Below are 15,913 nucleotides of genomic sequence, written 5' to 3' on the forward strand. Positions count from 1 at the left end.
ACGGAAGGTCAGCCTTGCACTCGACCGAGAATCGCCCCAAAGGCTTCACCCGCCGCAGCTGGCACAGGAAGGCCACGAAACCCGTCTCCTACTGGATGATCGCGCTCGTGATCGCCGTCGCCGCGCACCCGTTCATCCCGCAGTTTCGGTGGCTACTCGTGCACATGGTGACGCTCGGCCTCGTGACGACATCGATCATGATTTGGGGCCAGCACTTCACGGAGGCGCTCCTTAAGACTCGCCTCGCCGAGGAATCCCGCCCGACGCAAGTGGGGCGCATTTGGGGCCTCACGGCGTCGATTGTGCTCACGATGGCGGGCATGCTCGCGAATCTCCCGCCCGTCACGGTGCTCGGTGCCGTCGGCGTGAGCGCCATGATCCTCTGGTATGCCTTTGCGCTTGGCGCGCAGCTCAAAGCAGCCCTCGCCCCGCGTTTCTCGTTCGTCGTGCGGGCCTACCTCATTGCCGCGTGCCTCCTCCCCTTCGGTGCAACGCTCGGCGCGATCCTCGCCTTCTCCCCCGGCGAACCGTGGCAGGGGCGTCTGCTCCTCGCTCATCAAGTCGTCAATATCCTCGGTTTCGTGGGCGTCACGGTCTCGGCAACGCTGCTCACGCTCTGGCCCACGGTCTTGCGCACGAAGCTCGATACGGCGAAAGCCTCGCGCGCCTCGCGTTTCCTCATCGTCATGGTGATCGGCACGCTCATCGCGATGCTCGGTGCGCTCGTCGACAACGTCCTCGTGGGGCTCGCGGGCCTCACCCTCTACATTCTCGGTCAGGTCGTCCTCGGCTCGCTCCTCGTGGCGCTTGCGCGACAATCGGCTCAGCAAACCCGTCGCGAGCCGCTCGCCCTCTTCCCCGTGCTCTCGATCGGCACGGCCGCGCTGTGGTTTCTCGGCACGTGCGTGGCGCTGTGGGGGCTGTGGTTCAGCTCGATCGGCAGTTCCGACGGTTCCCCGGTCACCTCGCCCCTCAACTTCTCGCTCACCGCGGCACGCCTCCACGATCTGAGCGTCCCCTTCGTCGCGGGCTTCCTCTTGCAACTTCTCCTGGGCGCGATGAGCTACCTTCTGCCGGCCTCGATGGGCGGCGGTCCGCGCGCTCTCAAGGCGGGTCTCGCCGTCATGAGCCGCTGGGCGATCTTCCGCGTAGTGACACTCAACCTCGCACTTGGCATGTTCGCGTTCGCGAGCGTCACCGGCACGGTTGGCGAGGCGCTCTTTGGTGCTCTCACTCTCGGCACCTTCGCGCCGAGCCAGTTCGGCTCGGTCACGCGCGTTCTCGTGTCGGCGGTGGCGTTTATCGTACTCGCGTCGTTCATCGTCCTCATGCTCCGCATGGTCAAGGTGAATCTGCGCGAGCGCCTCGAGTTCAAGGAGCGCTCGGCGCAGCTTGGCATGCCGGGAGTGGGCGCACCGACCGCACCGATGCACGCAGCAGGCGGTGCTACTTCGGCATCCACGTCCTCTGCCGTGAGTGCACCTCGTGCGGACGCGCGCGAAGCACAGCCCTCGCGCGAACCCGCGATGCTCGACCGGCGCCACCTTACGAGCGCACTCGCTGGCGTAGGGACCGTGTTCTCCCTTGCCGCGGTCGGGCGCGCTTTCGACGGCACCCTTGCAGGCGCGGCGGCCGTCGGAAACCCCGCCGGAGGGGCCGAGCACACGAACGGTGCGGGCCCCGCCATCGCCCCGACCGGTCGCACGACGCGCCTCAAGGTCGAGGCGAATGCCGACATGCGCTTCGTTCCGAACACGCTCGAGGTGCCCGCGGGTGACCGACTCGAAATCGAGGTCCGCAACGTCGATCCCGCGAATACTCACGACCTCGTTCTCGCCACGGGCCCACACACGGCGCGCCTCCACCCAGGCGACACCGCCGTGCTCGAGGCCGGCATCATCACGGAACCCGTCGAAGGCTGGTGTTCGATCGTCGGTCACCGCGCGATGGGCATGACCCTCAAGATCACCCCAACCGGGGCGAGCACGAGCGAAACCGAGGGCGGCAACGCTGGCGCAGCAGGCGTCGGAACCGACCCCCTCACCCGAGTAAGCGCCGACCTCACTGCCGCGCCAGGTACCTCACGCACGCGGCGTGACCCGGTCGTGCCTGCAGTCCCCTCCCCCGGTACGCCGCAAAAACTCGCCTTCGACGTGACCGAGGCGAACCTCGAGATCGCACCCGGCATCGCGATGGAATCGATGGTGTACAACGGCGAGGTCATGGGGCCCGTCGTCACCTCCCCCCTTGGCGGAAAAGTCGAATTAACCCTCACCAACAGCGGCGAGATGGGCCACTCGATCGACTTCCACGCCGGCACCGTCGCGCCGAGCACCTACATGCGCACGATCGCGCCCGGCGAGAACCTCGTGTACCCCTTCACCACTGACTACGCGGGCGCGTGGCTCTACCACTGCTCGACCGCACCCATGACCATGCACCTGTCCGGCGGCATGTATGGAATCCTCATCGTCCCGCCACAGGGACTTGCACAGGCCGACCGCGAATACGTGCTCGTCCAATCCGAGCACTACCTCACCCCGGAGGCCAGCACCGGCGCGGATGGAAGCCCTGTTCAGGGGCCCGACGGTTGCGCGGTTCACGCCATCTCTTCGGAAAAAATCTTCGCCGAACGCCCCGACTTCACCGTGTTCAACGGACACGCGAACCAGTACGTGCACGCACCCCTCGAAGCGAAGGTCGGCGAGCGCGTGCGCATCTGGGTACTCGCCGCGGGACCGAGCCGAGGAATTGCCTTCCACGTCGTCGGTACCGTTTTCGACACCGTCTTCAAGGAAGGCGAATACCTGTTGCGACCCGACAACGCCACCGGCGGCGGCGCGCAAGCTCTCGACCTCGGCAGCTGCCAGGGAGGGTTCGTCGAGATGGTGTTCCACGAAGAAGGCACGTACAAGGCCGTCAATCACCAGTTCGTCGACCTCGAACGCGGCGCGCTCGCGCTCATTAACGTGACAGCCTGAGCGCCGGGCACCGGTGGTCCCTGCCCGTACGCGGCGGTGCGTGGCAGGCTGGAAGTACCGAACACGACCGCGAAGGAGCACCCATGAAAGCCCTCATCCTCAACGCCTCGATCTACGGGCACTCCGGCCGATACGCCGAGATGATCGCGAGCGCCCTCACGGATGCGGGCTGGGACGTGCACACCCTCACCACCAAAGGATTCACCATCGAAGCGGCACGAGAGACGCCCGGAGGTGAACCCGACCTCGTCGTGTACGCGGGCGGCAACTATGCGGGCAAGCTCCACGACGTCAAGGCCTTCGTGAGCGCCGCACATGCTTTCAAAGGCGCCCGCCTCGCCCTGCTCTCCGTTGCCTGGGCTGACCCAAGCCGCACCGACGAGGTCGATAAAGTGCATCGCGCGAACCTCCCGAGCGACGTGTATGCGCGTACCGAACGCTTCCACGCGCGCGGCGGACTTGCCCACTCCAAGGTGTCTTTCGCCCACAAGGCTGCCCTCACCGGCGTGCACGCCTTCATGAAGGCGACGCCCGCGAGCAAACGCCACGCGAACGACCAGGAAATGCTCGACACGTGGGGCACGGACACCGATTTCGTGAAGCGCGACACCATCGAGCCAATGCTCAAAGCGCTTCTCGACTCCTGACTCCGGCCCCAGGACCCGCGGGCCAGATTGCCGCATAAAAGGGCCCCGCGCCCACCCACGACGGGTGCGCGCGGGGCCCTTGGCTGAACGAGAGAGGCTAGAGCGCCTTCGTAATCGCCTCGACCGACGCCTTCGCGTCGCCAAGCAGCATGTCCGTGTTCTCATTGAAGAACAGCGGGTTCTGAACACCCGCGTAGCCGGCGCCCATCGAGCGCTTGAACACGACGACACGCTTCGCGTCCCACACCTTGAGCACGGGCATGCCCGCGATCGGGCTGCCGGGCTCCTCGGCGATCGGATTCACCGTGTCATTCGCGCCAATCACGAGCACGACATCAACGTCGCCGAAGTCGTCATTCACCTCGTCCATCTCAAGCACGATGTCGTAGGGAACTTTCGCCTCGGCAAGAAGGACATTCATGTGCCCGGGCAAGCGTCCCGCAACCGGGTGAATACCAAACGTGACCTCCACGCCGTGTTCGCGGAGCTTCTTCGTGAGTTCCGCGACCGGGTACTGCGCCTGCGCCACAGCCATGCCGTAGCCGGGAGTGATCATGACCGTCGAGGCACCCTTGAGAAGCTCCGCCGTCTCTTCAGGCGTGATCTCGGTGTGCTGCCCGTAATCACGCTCAACGGTGGAGGAGCCACCGTCGGAACCAAACCCGCCGAGGATCACCGAGAGGAACGAACGGTTCATCGCCTTGCACATGATGTAGCTCAGGTACGCACCCGACGAGCCGACGAGCGCACCCGTGATGATGAGCAGGTTGTTGCCGAGCATGAAGCCCGCGGCCGCCGCAGCCCAACCCGAGTAGCTATTGAGCATCGAGACGACGACGGGCATGTCGCCGCCGCCGATCGCGGCCACCAGGTGGAAGCCAAGGAAGAGCGCAAGGATCGTGAGCAGGAGAATCGAGGCCCAGCCGGCAAAGCCCTCGCCGCCGCTCGCCATGAACACGATCGTGAGAACGAGCGAGAGAACGAGGACGCCGAGGTTGATCCAGTTGCGGCCCGGAAGCATGAGCGGCGCGCCCTTGATCTTCGCCGAAAGCTTCAAGTACGCGACGATCGAGCCCGTGAACGTCACGGCACCGATGAAGATACCGAGCGCCACCTCTCCCAGATGGAAAGTCTCCATCGCGGGCGACACACCGTACGGATGAAGGAAGCTATTGAAGCCAATCAGCACCGCCGAAAGACCCACAAACGAGTGAAGCATGGCGATGAGCTCGGGCATGCCCGTCATCTCCACCTTCTTCGCGAGCGGAATGCCGACGCCGGCACCGATACCCATCGCGAGAATAATCAAGATGAGGGTGACGATCGGGCCGTTGAAATGCTCGGGATCCACGTGCGAGTTCGCGAGCGCACGCGCGATCGTGGCAACGAGCGCAATGGCCATACCGGCCGCACCAAAAATGTTGCCGCGCTTCGCGCTCTTTTGCGCGCTGAGCCCCACGAGCGCGAGGATGAAGAGAATGGCCGCGGCAATGTAGGCGAGGGTCGTGAGCCTCAACGTCCAGTCAACCAGCTGCATGTCCATCGATCAGCCCTCCCTCGAAAACATGGAGAGCATGCGGTGCGTGACCGTAAACCCGCCAAAAATGTTGATGCTCGCAATCACGATCGCGATGAACGACAGAATCGCCACGGCAATATTCGCGCTGCCCACCTGCAAAATCGCGCCCACGAGAATAATCCCGGAAATCGCGTTCGTCTCGCTCATGAGCGGCGTGTGCAGCGAATGCGTGACCGACGTGATCACGTAGTAGCCCACCACGATCGCGAGCATGAGCACCATGTACTGCTCCGCCACCTGGAAGGGGCTCGCAAGCACAAGCGCCACACCGAGGATTCCACCAATGATCGCCGCGATAGTCCCCGCGTGGGACTTCTTCGCTTCGGGCGCTTCGGCAGGAGCCGGTGCCGCTTCGGGTGCAGGTGCAGGCGCCGCCGACACCTTCACGGGAGGCGGTGGCCACAGCACATCCGCCTGGCCATCGTGCGCGAACGTCACCGTGATGCCACGAACGATCGTGTCCTCGAAATCGAGCATCATCACGCCATTCTTCTGAGGCGTCACGAGCTTCATGAGGTTCACGATGTTCTGCCCGTACAGCTGGCTCGCCTGACCGGGAAGCCGGCCCGCGAGGTCGGTGTGGCCCACGATCGTCACGCCATTCTCGGTCTGGTAGACCTCGCCAGGCCTCGTCAACTCACAGTTGCCGCCGTTCGCGGCAGCCATATCCACGATCACCGAGCCGGGCTTCATGTTCTGAACATCAGCGGCGGTGAGAAGCACCGGCGCCTTGCGGCCCGGGATATTCGCGGTCGTAATGACGATGTCCGCCTCGGCCGACTGCCGCGAATAGAGCTCCGCGGCCGCCTTCGCTTGGTCCGCCGTCATCTCCTTCGCGTAGCCATCCTCAGACTTCTCCGTCTTCGCCTCGATCGGGACGAACTCCGCGCCCATCGACTCGACCTGCTCGGCAGCCTCGGGGCGAAGATCGGTAGCCTTCACGATCGCGCCCATCGAATTCGCCGTTCCGATAGCCGCGAGACCCGCAACGCCGGCCCCGATTACATACACGTTCGCGGGCGGTACCTTGCCAGCCGCCGTGACCTGCCCCGTAAAGAGACGCCCAAAGTTGCTCGCCGCCTCGATCACCGCGCGATAGCCGGCAATGTTCGCCATCGAACTGAGCACATCCATCGACTGTGCTCGCGAAATACGAGGCACCGCGTCCATCGCGAGAGCCGTCAGGCGATGCTCCTTGAGTTCGTCGATGAGCTCCGGGTTGCGACCCGGCGCCATGCGAGAAATGAGCACGGCACCGGCGAGCATCCTCTCGCGCATCTCGCGCGGGGGCGTATCGAGCGTCGTCACGATATCGGACTGCCACACCTCCTCCCCCACGATCTCGGCGCCAGCGTCGGCGTAGGCGGCATCGAGGTATGAAGCGCGCTCCCCAGCACCGCGCTCAACCGCGACGTCGTAACCAAGCTTCCGGAGCTTGCGTACGGTGTCGGGCGTGGCGGCGACGAGCGGCTGATCCTCGAGTGTTTCTCTCGGGATTCCGATTCGCAATGTCACTCCTTAGTGCGAGATGCCCATGTGCGCATGGGACCTGCTACGAATCTACCGCGTGCCTGCGAGACGTACAGCCCGAAACTCACGAGGGTCGAGAAAAACTGCGTCTCGAGCCCGAGAGACGGATGCCCGGACGGTCGCCGGCCCCACTCGCTCAGAGCTTCGTAATCGGCGCGTAGCGCACCAGGAGGCGCTTTTTCCCGTGCGGCTCCCGGAACTGGACCTCGACCTGGAGCTTCTCCCCTGCCCCGGACGCTGAGACGACGGTCCCCATGCCGAAGCTGTCGTGCGTCACGCGGTCCCCAACCTCGAGGTTCGGGATTTCGCTCGCCGTTTTCGCCTTCTTGCCGGAGCCGAAACTCGGCCTCGATACGTCGCGGCGGCCGCCGCCGACGCCTACGCCGGTGACGGAAGGGCCACGCCTGCTCGAGGCACCCCAACCGTCGGAACTGCCGAAGCCGCCGCCAAAGCCACCGCCGAAATCGGCGTACGCACGCGCGTTGCCTGCGCGCGCTACGTGCACGAGGGCCTCGGGGATCTCTTCGAGGAACCGGGACGCGGGGAAGAACTGCGGCGTGCCCCACGCAGCGCGCACGCTCGCACGCGTAATGAACAGCCGCTCGCGCGCTCGGGTAATCCCCACGTAGGCGAGGCGGCGCTCCTCCTCGAGTTCTTTCGGATCGGCGAGGGTCCGCTGGTGCGGGAAGGTGCCGTCTTCCATGCCCGTGAGGAACACGATCGGGAACTCGAGGCCCTTCGCGGTATGGAGGGTCATGAGGGTCACGAACTGATCCTCGCCCTCGGGGATCTGATCGGAGTCGGCGACCAGCGAAACCTTTTCGAGGAACTGATCGACGAGCGAACCACTAGGGGCCTCGGGGCCGCCCGGCTCGTCCTCGAACTCGGAAGCCGCGGCTTCGGCGGCCGCGAGATCCGCCTCGAAGTCAGCGGCGACGCTCACGAGCTCCGCGAGGTTCTCGAGGCGGGATTCATCCTGGGGATCGTCGCTGCTCTGGAGGGAGGCGTAATACCCGCTCTCGCTCAGGATCTCTTCGAGAACGTCGCTCGGGCCCTCGCCCTTTTCGACCTTTTCGCGCACGCGCGACATGAGTGACACGAACTTCTCAATCGCGCCCAGGGAGCGCGTTGCAATGCCGGGAGCTTCGCTCGCACGCTCGAGCGCCTCGCCAAAACTGATCCGCTCCTGCTCCGCGAGCACTGACACGGCGGCCTCAGCCCTCTCGCCGATTCCGCGCTTTGGCGTATTGAGGATGCGGCGCAGATTGATTTCATCTGCGGGGTTCGTCAGCACGCGAAGGTACGCGATCGCGTCCTTAATTTCTCGCCGCTCATAAAAGCGCGTTCCGCCCACAACCTTGTACGGGAGACCCACGCGAATGAGCTGATCCTCAAGCGCGCGGGACTGGGCATTCGCCCGATAGAACACCGCGATGTCGCCAGCCTTCGCCCCCTCATCGATGAGAGCATCAATCTGGCGGGTGATGTACCGCGCCTCGCCCTGCTCATCGTCGGCCACATACAGCGTGATCTGCTGGCCCTCGCCCTGATCGGTCCACAGCTTCTTGGGCCGCCTGCCCTGGTTTTCCTTGATGACCGCGTTCGCGGCGCTGAGGATCGTTTGGGTCGAGCGGTAGTTTTGCTCGAGCACGATCGTGCGGGCGCTCGGGAAATCCTGCTCGAACTCGATGATGTTGCGGATCGTCGCGCCGCGGAACGCATAGATCGACTGGTCCGAGTCGCCCACGACCGTGAGGTCCGCATGAGGGTCATCGCCGACGAGCTCGCGCACGAGCCTGTACTGCGCGGTATTCGTGTCCTGATACTCATCCACGAGCACGTGCCGGAACCGACGGCGATAGCCTTCGCGAATCCCCGGATTCTCGGCGAGCAGGCGCACAGTCAGCGCGATCAAGTCGTCGAAGTCCACGGCGTTCGCCGTGCGCAGCCGCTCCTGGTATTGGGTGTAGATCTGCGCGATCGTCCGTTCGGCGGGGTTCTTCGCGTTCTCCGCCTGGGCAGCGTATTCCTCGGGCGTCACGAGCTCGTTCTTAAGAGAGGAAATCTTTGCCTGGAACGCTCGGGGCGAGTGCCTTTTCGAGTCGAGCCCCATGTCCTTCGCGATGTTCGTGATGAGACGCTTAGAGTCTGACGAGTCGTAGATCGAGAACGTGGACTTGAGCCCGGCTGCATCTGCATCTCGCCGCAAAATACGCACGCACGCCGAGTGGAAGGTCGACACCCACATGTACCGGGCCGCGGGCCCAATGAGCGCCTCAACCCTCTCCTTCATCTCGGAGGCGGCCTTGTTCGTGAAGGTGATCGCGAGAATTTCGCCCGGAAGAGCCTCTCCACTTCGCAAAAGGTGAGCGATGCGGCGGGTCAGCACGCGGGTCTTGCCAGAGCCTGCCCCGGCAACGATCAACAGCGGGGAGCCGCGATGTTCGACCGCATCGCGCTGGGGCGGGTTGAGCCCCTCGACGATCTCCTCGAGAGCAGCCTCATCGCGCCCGCCCCAGGCCGCAAAACTCTCATGACGCACGGGCTCGGGCTCATCCGGAACCGGCTCAAAGCTCACCCCCGCCTCGGGATTGGGCGATTGCGACACCTGCTCGTCAAACGCGGTTTCCCAATCCTCGGGTGGGGCATCCTCGGAAAAATCCCATTCGTCGGGAGGCGGGCAAGCGTCGGACTCCCCTCGCGCACCCCCGCTCTGCGCGCGCGCACCCGTGCCACCCTCGCCTTTGCTTCCCTTTCCGGCCTCGCCGAGCGCGCGGAAGGATTCGGGAAGTGGAAAATCGTCAAAAAGCGAGGACATAGAGGCACCTTCACGTACGGATAGGGCGGATAGTTAACGGATGCGTGGGCGCGCATGCACAGGTTCATGCGCTGCGGGCCTACCCCGTGCGGCGATATGCCCGTGCACGGAGGCGCTTACACGCGCTCTCACATGAACAGCGCAACCGCGATATTCACGACGATGCCCGTAGGAATCGCGAACCAGACCGGCGCGGGCGTTGCTTCGCGCTTCTTGATCGCGATGAACGCACACACCGCAACGATGACCGACAGCACAAGCTTGATACCGATCACCATGTGGTTGATACCCATGTCTGCGGCGATCCCAATGAGGGCGGCGATCAGGCCAAACACGGGTGCGGCAGCGGCCATGTGCGCCATGCCGGGACGAGGCTGGCGGTTCTTGGCAGCGGCGATCCACATGCCGAAGGCGCCGGCCCAACAAAGGATGTGGAGGAAAACAAAAATCATCATGAACGTATGCATGACTCCACTCTACGAAAGGGGTGAGACATTTAAACTCAGGGGCCCCGACGGGGTCGCTCGCATCACGTCGAGACCGCGCGTTTCTGCGAGAATGGTCCGCGATGAACGACTCCTCCAGCCCCACGCCCCTCACACGCGAACAAAAACTTACGCGCGCCCTGCTCGCCGTCGGCTCCATTGCCCTCGCAGCAATCCTGATCGTGTGGCTCATCCCCCGCGCTCTCGACACATCGTGGACACACATTTTCGCGTCCTTCACCGGGATCAGCGCGTGGTGGGTCCTCGCGCTCCTCGCTGTCGCGCTTGTCGTCCTCGCGATCGACTCAATCGGTTTTTCCGCCTGCTTTCGCGGCGTGAGCCTCAGGGCCAGCGCCGAAACGAATGCTGTTGCCCAAGCCGTCACCGTCGCAATCCCGATGGGATCGACCATCTCCCTCGGCCTTATCTACGCTCGACTCAAACGCGCGGGGGCGAGCGCGAAAACGATCGCCTCGGGCACCCTCCTGGCTTCGATCGCCGACATCCTCGCGCAGATCCTCCTGCCGATCCTCGCCGTCACGCTCCTCGCTCTCGCCCCGCTCGACATTCCGCTGTGGGTCCGCATCGCCCTCATCGTTGCCGCTGCGCTCAGCCTCGCCCTCACGAGCACGGCGCTCGGACTAGCCTCGAGCGAAACACTGCTGCGCACACTCCTCGAGCGCGTGCAAACGATCACCGACGCCTTCCACGAAGGCTACGGCGGGCGAAGCCGCGACATCGTCACACCCGCCCTCGCCACGCGCGACATGGCGATCTCCGACGCTCAGGGTTCACGCGCCTTGATCCTCGGCACCCCCACCATTGCGCGCATCGTGCAGGGCCTCGCGTTCATTGTCTGGTGCACGTTCGGCTACGGCTTCACCATCAGCCCGCTCCTCCTCTTCGGCATCTATGCCCTCAGCCGCTTACTCGCCCTCATCCCTCTCACGCCGGGAGGCATCGGCGTGATCGACGTCGGCGTCGCGTGGGCCCTCGTGCAATGCGGCGCACCAAACGCCGCGGCCGTGTCCTGCGCCCTCACCTTCACCCTCAGCCAGGTCCTCACCCCGGTCGTCGCCGGTGCGCTCGCCATCCCCGTAAGCGTCCACAACTCTCGCGCGGACATCGCGCGGCGCAGCTCCTAAAGCCCGCGGCTATCCATGTACGCCGCAAGCTCATGGAAAAACAGCTTGCGCGGCGCCTCGAGCGCGAGCGCCATGTCGTGCGTCGCTCCCGGGATTCGGGCAACGGTGAGATCAGGGCCCGCATGTCGGGCGTTCTTCACCTGATCCTCGGCGTTCAAGATCGCATCGCTCGTGTAGGCGCGGCGGCTGAAGAAGGGGACGAGAGCCGAGCGCGTCGATGCCGTCATGAAAATGGGTTCGCGAATATTGAGCCCGCTCGCGAGCTGATTCTGGGCCCGTGCAACGGCAGCGAGTGTGCATGCCGGCATCGGGAACGACTCGAACGGCTTGTACGGCACATGCCAATCCCACTGACCCCCAAAGTGCGTGTGAAGCGTGCGGGCATAAAAATCGGGCGTGCCCGGAACCACCGTGCGGAGGGGCTGCGTGCGCGCGAGCGCCTCGAGCATAGGAAGGAGTGCTCGCCGCACGAGCGGCCCGCCATGCAGTTCGAGCCACGGCGAATTGAGCAGAAGGGCCGACGCTTGCCCCGGGTTCCTCGCCGCCCAGGTGACCGTCGTGATCCCTCCCGTCGAGTGGGCATAGATGACCGGTTTCTTTGGGGTGAGGCCACGCTCGCGGGCGGCCGTGCTCGCCATGTCGATCGTGCGGCTGATCTCCTCTGCGTAGTCGCTTAGGTCGCCAATCGCGGTCGCCACATCTCCCTCGCGCAGCGAACGACCGTTTCGGCGCAGGTCGATCGCCCAAAAATCGTAGCCGCGGTCGTTAAAGAAGTTCGCGACGTGCGGGTGAAAGAAGTAGTCGCTCCAGCCGTGGAGGTACAACGCTATGGCGCCCGTCGCCCGCTCTTTCGGTGCGGGCCGCGCGATCGTCGTGAATCCCCACGGCCCGAGTGCATCCTCGCCGCCGTCGTGGTGGGTGATGCCAAAACCGTGCGCGACGAGAGCTGAATCGTCAACGGGCGGATAGGTGCGGTCGTGTTCGGCGGACATGACTGGGGCTTTCTTTCGTCGCTATTCGCACTCGGTAGCAGAGCATTTTTCCCGGTGACGGAGCCGCCGTCGGGTGTGACGTGGCCCCGCGCGGGCCTGCTTCTACTTTAAGTCCCAGGCGCCGCAGTGTAACCTAGAGTCCGAAACTTACTCTCCAGGGCGAAAGACGCCCGCATGTTCGACGCACAGGGGGTCGTACCTATGGGTCGTGGCCGTCAGAAAGCCAAGCAGGCCAAGATTGCTCGGGACCTCAAGTACTACAGCCCGCCCACGGATCTCAACGCTCTTCAGCGTGAGCTGAGCGGGAAAAAGAACGAGTCCGCTTCGTGGGACGAAGATGACCGCTACGAAGACAAGTGGGCAAGCGAGTACGACGACTGGGCTGACGAGGACGAGGAGTCCTGACCGCCCCTTCATTGTGAACTGACGCCGCCAAACGAAGGTAATTCGCGAGAACTACAGCCGTTTGGGGGCGTCATTTTTTATGCGGTGAAGCCCGCCCCCTCGAATTGCATAGGGTTTGTGGGGGTTTAGTTCGCGCCCAAAACCCCCGCAGCGCCTATGCAATTCAGATTTTTGGGGACAGTTACGTAGTGACGAGGACGGGGCCGCCGTGCGCCCCCTTCGCCCCCTGCACGAGCACATCGCTTTCGCCGCGCGGCTGCGCAAGCTCCTCGCGCCGGGTGACCTCGCCGATCACTCGCGAGCGCACGCCCTCGGCCTCAAAATGCCGCACAATCGCGTCGGCGCTTTCTTCGCTCACGACCGCGACCATGCCAATACCCATGTTGAGAGTCGCCTCGAGGTCCGCGAGCGGCACATTTCCCCACTCGCCAATCGCGCGGAACACCGCACCGGGCTCCCAAGAGCCACGGCGAACGTGAGCGCCACAATCGGTGGGAATCACACGGGCAAGATTCGCGGCAAGGCCACCGCCCGTCACATGAGAGAGTGCGTGGAGGTTTCCGACGCCTGCCTTCTCGAGTACGCGCAGGATCTGTGCGCTGTAGATGTGGGTCGGGGTAAGGAGTTCCTCGCCGAGGGTCTTGCCGAAATCGTCGATGTGTTGGTCAAGGCTCAGCCCTGCGTGGTCGACGACGGCGCGCACGAGGGAATAGCCGTTGGAGTGCAGGCCGCTGGAGTCCATGCCGATGAGAACGTCGCCGGCTTTCACACGCTCGGCGCCGAGCATCTGGGAGGCTTCGACGACGCCGACGGCTGCGCCCGCCACGTCGTAATCATTCTCGCCCATGAGGCCGGGGTGCTCGGCCGTTTCGCCGCCCACGAGTGCGGTCTCGGCAAGGATGCAGCCCTCGGCGATGCCGCGCACGATGTTGGCGATCCGCTCGGGGTGAACCTTCCCGCACGCGATGTAGTCGGTCATGGCGAGCGGTTTCGCACCGCTCACGACGATGTCGTCTACGACCATCGCCACGAGGTCCTGACCGATCGTGTCGTGCACATCGAGCGCCTGGGCGATCGCGATTTTCGTCCCCACGCCGTCGGTACTCGAGGCGAGCAAGGGCCGCTCGTAGTTTTTGAGTGCACTCACGTCGATGAGACCGGCGAAGCCGCCAACACCGTCCACGACGCTCGCGCCGTGGGTCTTTTTTACGGCGGCCTTCATGAGTTCGACGGCGCGGTCCCCCGCGTGCGTGTCGACGCCGGCAGCGGCGTAGGTGAGGCCCTCGCCTTTCGGTGCGTTGGTCATTTCTGGATCTCCTTGTCGGCCATGCCAAGCAGTTCGCGGCCCTCGGAATCGGGAGCGGGCAGTGGGATGGGATATTCCCCGGTGAAGCATGCAGAGCACAGCTGGTTCGGTTGTTGCGCGGTCGCGCGGACCATGCCGTCAAAGCTGATGTATCCGAGGGAGTCGGCACCGATCGACCGGCAGATCTCTTCGGTATCAAGACCGTTGGCAATGAGTTGGGCGCGATCCGCAAAGTCGATGCCGTAATAGCAGGGCCACTTCACAGGCGGTGAGCTGATCCGTACGTGCACCTCGCTCGCGCCCGCCTCGCGGAGCATGCGAACCACGGCTCGCTGCGTGTTGCCGCGCACGATTGAATCGTCGATAACCACGAGGCGCTTGCCCTCGATAACTTCGCGAAGCGGGTTGAGCTTGAGGCGAATACCGAGCTGTCGAAGTGTTTGCGTGGGCTGGATGAACGTGCGACCCACGTAGGCGTTCTTGACCATGCCCTGCCCGTAGGGGATGCCGGATTCTTGGGCGTACCCGATCGCGGCGGGTGTGCCCGATTCGGGCGTGGGGATCACGAGGTCAGCGTCGACGGGGTGTTCGCGCGCAAGCTCGCGCCCCATCTCGATGCGCGGCTCGTTCACGCTCCGCCCATTGAGGTTCGTGTCAGGGCGCGAGAGGTAGACGTACTCGAATACGCAGCTCTTGCGCGCGGGTTCGAGGACCTGCTCGCAGCGCAAGCCGTCTTCGTCAATCGCGATGAGCTCGCCGGGCGCTACTTCGCGCACGAAGCTCGCGCCGCAAATGTCGAGGGCGGCGGTCTCGGAGGCCACAACCCACCCGTTCGACAGCCTGCCGAGCACGAGCGGGCGGATGCCTTGCGGGTCGCGCGCCGCGTACAGGGTCTTTTCATTCATGAGCACGAAGCAGTAGGCACCGCGGATACGGCCCATGAGGTCTTTGAGGTTCTCCTCGAGGCTCCCGTCGTGATTGAGAAGCGCCGTCACGATCGCCGTGTCGGTCGTGTTGCCCTGCTTGAGCTCACCGATTTTCGCGCTGCCCTGGCGCTCGTGGAGAAGCTCGAGGAGCTCGAGGGTGTTCACGAGGTTGCCATTGTGGGCGAGGGCGATCGTGCCATCGGGGCGAGGGCCGAGCGTCGGCTGGGCATTCACCCAGTGGCTTGCCCCGGTCGTGGAATAGCGCGTGTGGCCCACGGCCATGTGGCCCTGAAGAGTCTTGAGATTGCCTTCGTCGAACACTTGCGAGACGAGACCCATGTCTTTGTAGACGAGGATCTTTTCGCCGTTTGAGGTCGCGATGCCCGCCGACTCCTGGCCGCGGTGCTGAAGCGCATAGAGCCCGAAGTAGGTGAGGGTGGCGACGTCTTCTCCTGGCGCGAACACGCCAAAAACGCCGCATTCGTCTTTCGGTTGGCGATCGTCGGGAAGGAGGTCGTGGGTAAGTCGTCCGTCTGCGGGTAGCACTAATCCAGTCTAATACGGCACACGCCCCTCGTGAATTGCATAGAGACTGTGGGGGTTTTGCCACGAGGCCCGACCAATTGCATAGACGTTGCGGGGGTTTGATCCGCTTCCGAAACCCCCACAACCCCTATGCAATTCAGGTTATCTATTTCGCGCGCGTGCGCTCGAGGAGCCAATCGATGATCACGGCGAGAAGGGCGAGGGCACCCCCGATAAAGAGAACCCCGTAGAGCGCGGCGATCACGAGCGGCGCCACATCGAAAACACCCCGGAACATGCCCCACACGAGCCCGGAAAGGGCTCCGAGCACGAGGGCGAGCACGACCCACCCACCGAGATTCATGCGGCGTTCACGCCTCACGAAGAGCGCTGTTGGCATCGGCGTCGCGTGAGGATCCGCGCCCGCGGCACCCGCATCGTCGGAGTCGACCTCAGCTGGCGCAGCGGCCTCAACATTCGCCTGGCTATCGTCCTGTCCGTGATGCTCGACGTGTGCGTCGGAGGCATCGGCGGGGAGGGAGCCGGCTTCGGGCGTGTTCTCGCTCGTCACGTG

The 15,913-nt window shown here is 64.4% G+C and carries 12 protein-coding genes; 4 read left to right on the forward strand and 8 right to left on the reverse strand.

Annotated features, from left to right (window positions below; all coding sequences use genetic code 11):
- Positions 1 to 14 precede the first annotated feature (14 nt).
- Complete coding sequence (locus tag E6X30_RS06205; protein ID WP_316335904.1) at positions 15 to 2,981, forward strand: multicopper oxidase domain-containing protein; 2,967 nt, start codon at positions 15 to 17, stop codon at positions 2,979 to 2,981.
- An 83-nt stretch (positions 2,982 to 3,064) separates the two neighbouring features.
- On the forward strand, positions 3,065 to 3,628 hold the full coding sequence (locus E6X30_RS06210; protein ID WP_070435491.1) for a flavodoxin domain-containing protein: 564 nt from the start codon (positions 3,065 to 3,067) through the stop codon (positions 3,626 to 3,628).
- A gap of 97 nt (positions 3,629 to 3,725) precedes the next feature.
- Here E6X30_RS06210 and pntB read toward each other — a convergent pair whose 3' ends face one another.
- The 4 genes from pntB to E6X30_RS06230 all read right to left on the reverse strand — a co-directional run bounded on the left by pntB (position 3,726) and on the right by E6X30_RS06230 (position 10,022).
- Positions 3,726 to 5,171 (reverse strand): Re/Si-specific NAD(P)(+) transhydrogenase subunit beta, encoded by a 1,446-nt coding sequence (pntB, locus tag E6X30_RS06215; protein WP_070435492.1) that lies wholly within the window; start codon positions 5,169 to 5,171, stop codon positions 3,726 to 3,728.
- Between the two features lie 3 nt (positions 5,172 to 5,174).
- The gene (locus E6X30_RS06220; RefSeq protein ID WP_316335905.1) at positions 5,175 to 6,716 is read right to left on the reverse strand and encodes a Re/Si-specific NAD(P)(+) transhydrogenase subunit alpha; all 1,542 of its coding nucleotides are present in this window, start codon (positions 6,714 to 6,716) and stop codon (positions 5,175 to 5,177) included.
- Between the two features lie 157 nt (positions 6,717 to 6,873).
- On the reverse strand, positions 6,874 to 9,555 hold the full coding sequence (gene pcrA / locus E6X30_RS06225; RefSeq protein WP_316335906.1) for a DNA helicase PcrA: 2,682 nt from the start codon (positions 9,553 to 9,555) through the stop codon (positions 6,874 to 6,876).
- Between the two features lie 128 nt (positions 9,556 to 9,683).
- Positions 9,684 to 10,022 (reverse strand): hypothetical protein, encoded by a 339-nt coding sequence (locus E6X30_RS06230; RefSeq protein ID WP_016663931.1) that lies wholly within the window; start codon positions 10,020 to 10,022, stop codon positions 9,684 to 9,686.
- A gap of 101 nt (positions 10,023 to 10,123) precedes the next feature.
- Here E6X30_RS06230 and E6X30_RS06235 point away from each other — a divergent pair, with 101 nt between their 5' ends.
- Positions 10,124 to 11,185 carry a lysylphosphatidylglycerol synthase domain-containing protein gene (locus E6X30_RS06235; RefSeq protein ID WP_316335907.1) on the forward strand — a complete coding sequence of 354 codons (1,062 nt, stop codon included), beginning with the start codon at positions 10,124 to 10,126 and terminating at the stop codon, positions 11,183 to 11,185.
- Here E6X30_RS06235 and E6X30_RS06240 read toward each other — a convergent pair.
- On the reverse strand, positions 11,182 to 12,177 hold the full coding sequence (locus E6X30_RS06240; protein WP_316335908.1) for an alpha/beta hydrolase: 996 nt from the start codon (positions 12,175 to 12,177) through the stop codon (positions 11,182 to 11,184). The genes E6X30_RS06235 and E6X30_RS06240 overlap by 4 nt on opposite strands.
- Before the next feature lie 201 nt (positions 12,178 to 12,378).
- Between E6X30_RS06240 and E6X30_RS06245 the strand changes: the two genes are divergently transcribed.
- On the forward strand, positions 12,379 to 12,582 hold the full coding sequence (locus tag E6X30_RS06245) for a DUF3073 domain-containing protein (RefSeq protein WP_016663928.1): 204 nt from the start codon (positions 12,379 to 12,381) through the stop codon (positions 12,580 to 12,582).
- Between the two features lie 181 nt (positions 12,583 to 12,763).
- On the opposite strand, the gene purM is transcribed toward E6X30_RS06245, so the two are convergent.
- The 3 genes from purM to E6X30_RS06260 all read right to left on the reverse strand — a co-directional run bounded on the left by purM (position 12,764) and on the right by E6X30_RS06260 (position 15,910).
- Positions 12,764 to 13,888, reverse strand: a complete 1,125-nt coding sequence (purM, locus tag E6X30_RS06250) for a phosphoribosylformylglycinamidine cyclo-ligase (RefSeq protein ID WP_316335909.1) — start codon at positions 13,886 to 13,888, stop codon at positions 12,764 to 12,766.
- A complete protein-coding gene (purF, locus tag E6X30_RS06255; RefSeq protein ID WP_316335910.1) occupies positions 13,885 to 15,360 on the reverse strand; it encodes an amidophosphoribosyltransferase in 1,476 nt (491 codons plus the stop codon). The genes purM and purF overlap by 4 nt, the downstream gene beginning before the upstream one ends.
- Before the next feature lie 145 nt (positions 15,361 to 15,505).
- A complete protein-coding gene (locus E6X30_RS06260) occupies positions 15,506 to 15,910 on the reverse strand; it encodes a hypothetical protein (protein WP_016663925.1) in 405 nt (134 codons plus the stop codon).
- Positions 15,911 to 15,913: the final 3 nt, after the last annotated feature.

It is taken from the genome of Dermabacter sp. (genome assembly GCF_032550575.1).
GTDB classification, from domain to species: Bacteria; Actinomycetota; Actinomycetes; order Actinomycetales; family Dermabacteraceae; genus Dermabacter; species Dermabacter hominis.

What these genes read in the sequence shown, in the direction of transcription:
- E6X30_RS06240 (WP_316335908.1), bottom strand. Translation starts at nt 12,177, where the DNA reads ATGTCCGCCGAACACGACCGCACCTATCCGCCCGTTGACGATTCAGCT.
- pntB (WP_070435492.1), bottom strand. Translation starts at nt 5,171, where the DNA reads ATGGACATGCAGCTGGTTGACTGGACGTTGAGGCTCACGACCCTCGCC.
- E6X30_RS06230 (WP_016663931.1), bottom strand. Translation starts at nt 10,022, where the DNA reads ATGCATACGTTCATGATGATTTTTGTTTTCCTCCACATCCTTTGTTGG.
- purM (WP_316335909.1), bottom strand. Translation starts at nt 13,888, where the DNA reads ATGACCAACGCACCGAAAGGCGAGGGCCTCACCTACGCCGCTGCCGGC.
- E6X30_RS06210 (WP_070435491.1), top strand. Translation starts at nt 3,065, where the DNA reads ATGAAAGCCCTCATCCTCAACGCCTCGATCTACGGGCACTCCGGCCGA.
- pcrA (WP_316335906.1), bottom strand. Translation starts at nt 9,555, where the DNA reads ATGTCCTCGCTTTTTGACGATTTTCCACTTCCCGAATCCTTCCGCGCG.
- E6X30_RS06245 (WP_016663928.1), top strand. Translation starts at nt 12,379, where the DNA reads ATGGGTCGTGGCCGTCAGAAAGCCAAGCAGGCCAAGATTGCTCGGGAC.
- E6X30_RS06235 (WP_316335907.1), top strand. Translation starts at nt 10,124, where the DNA reads ATGAACGACTCCTCCAGCCCCACGCCCCTCACACGCGAACAAAAACTT.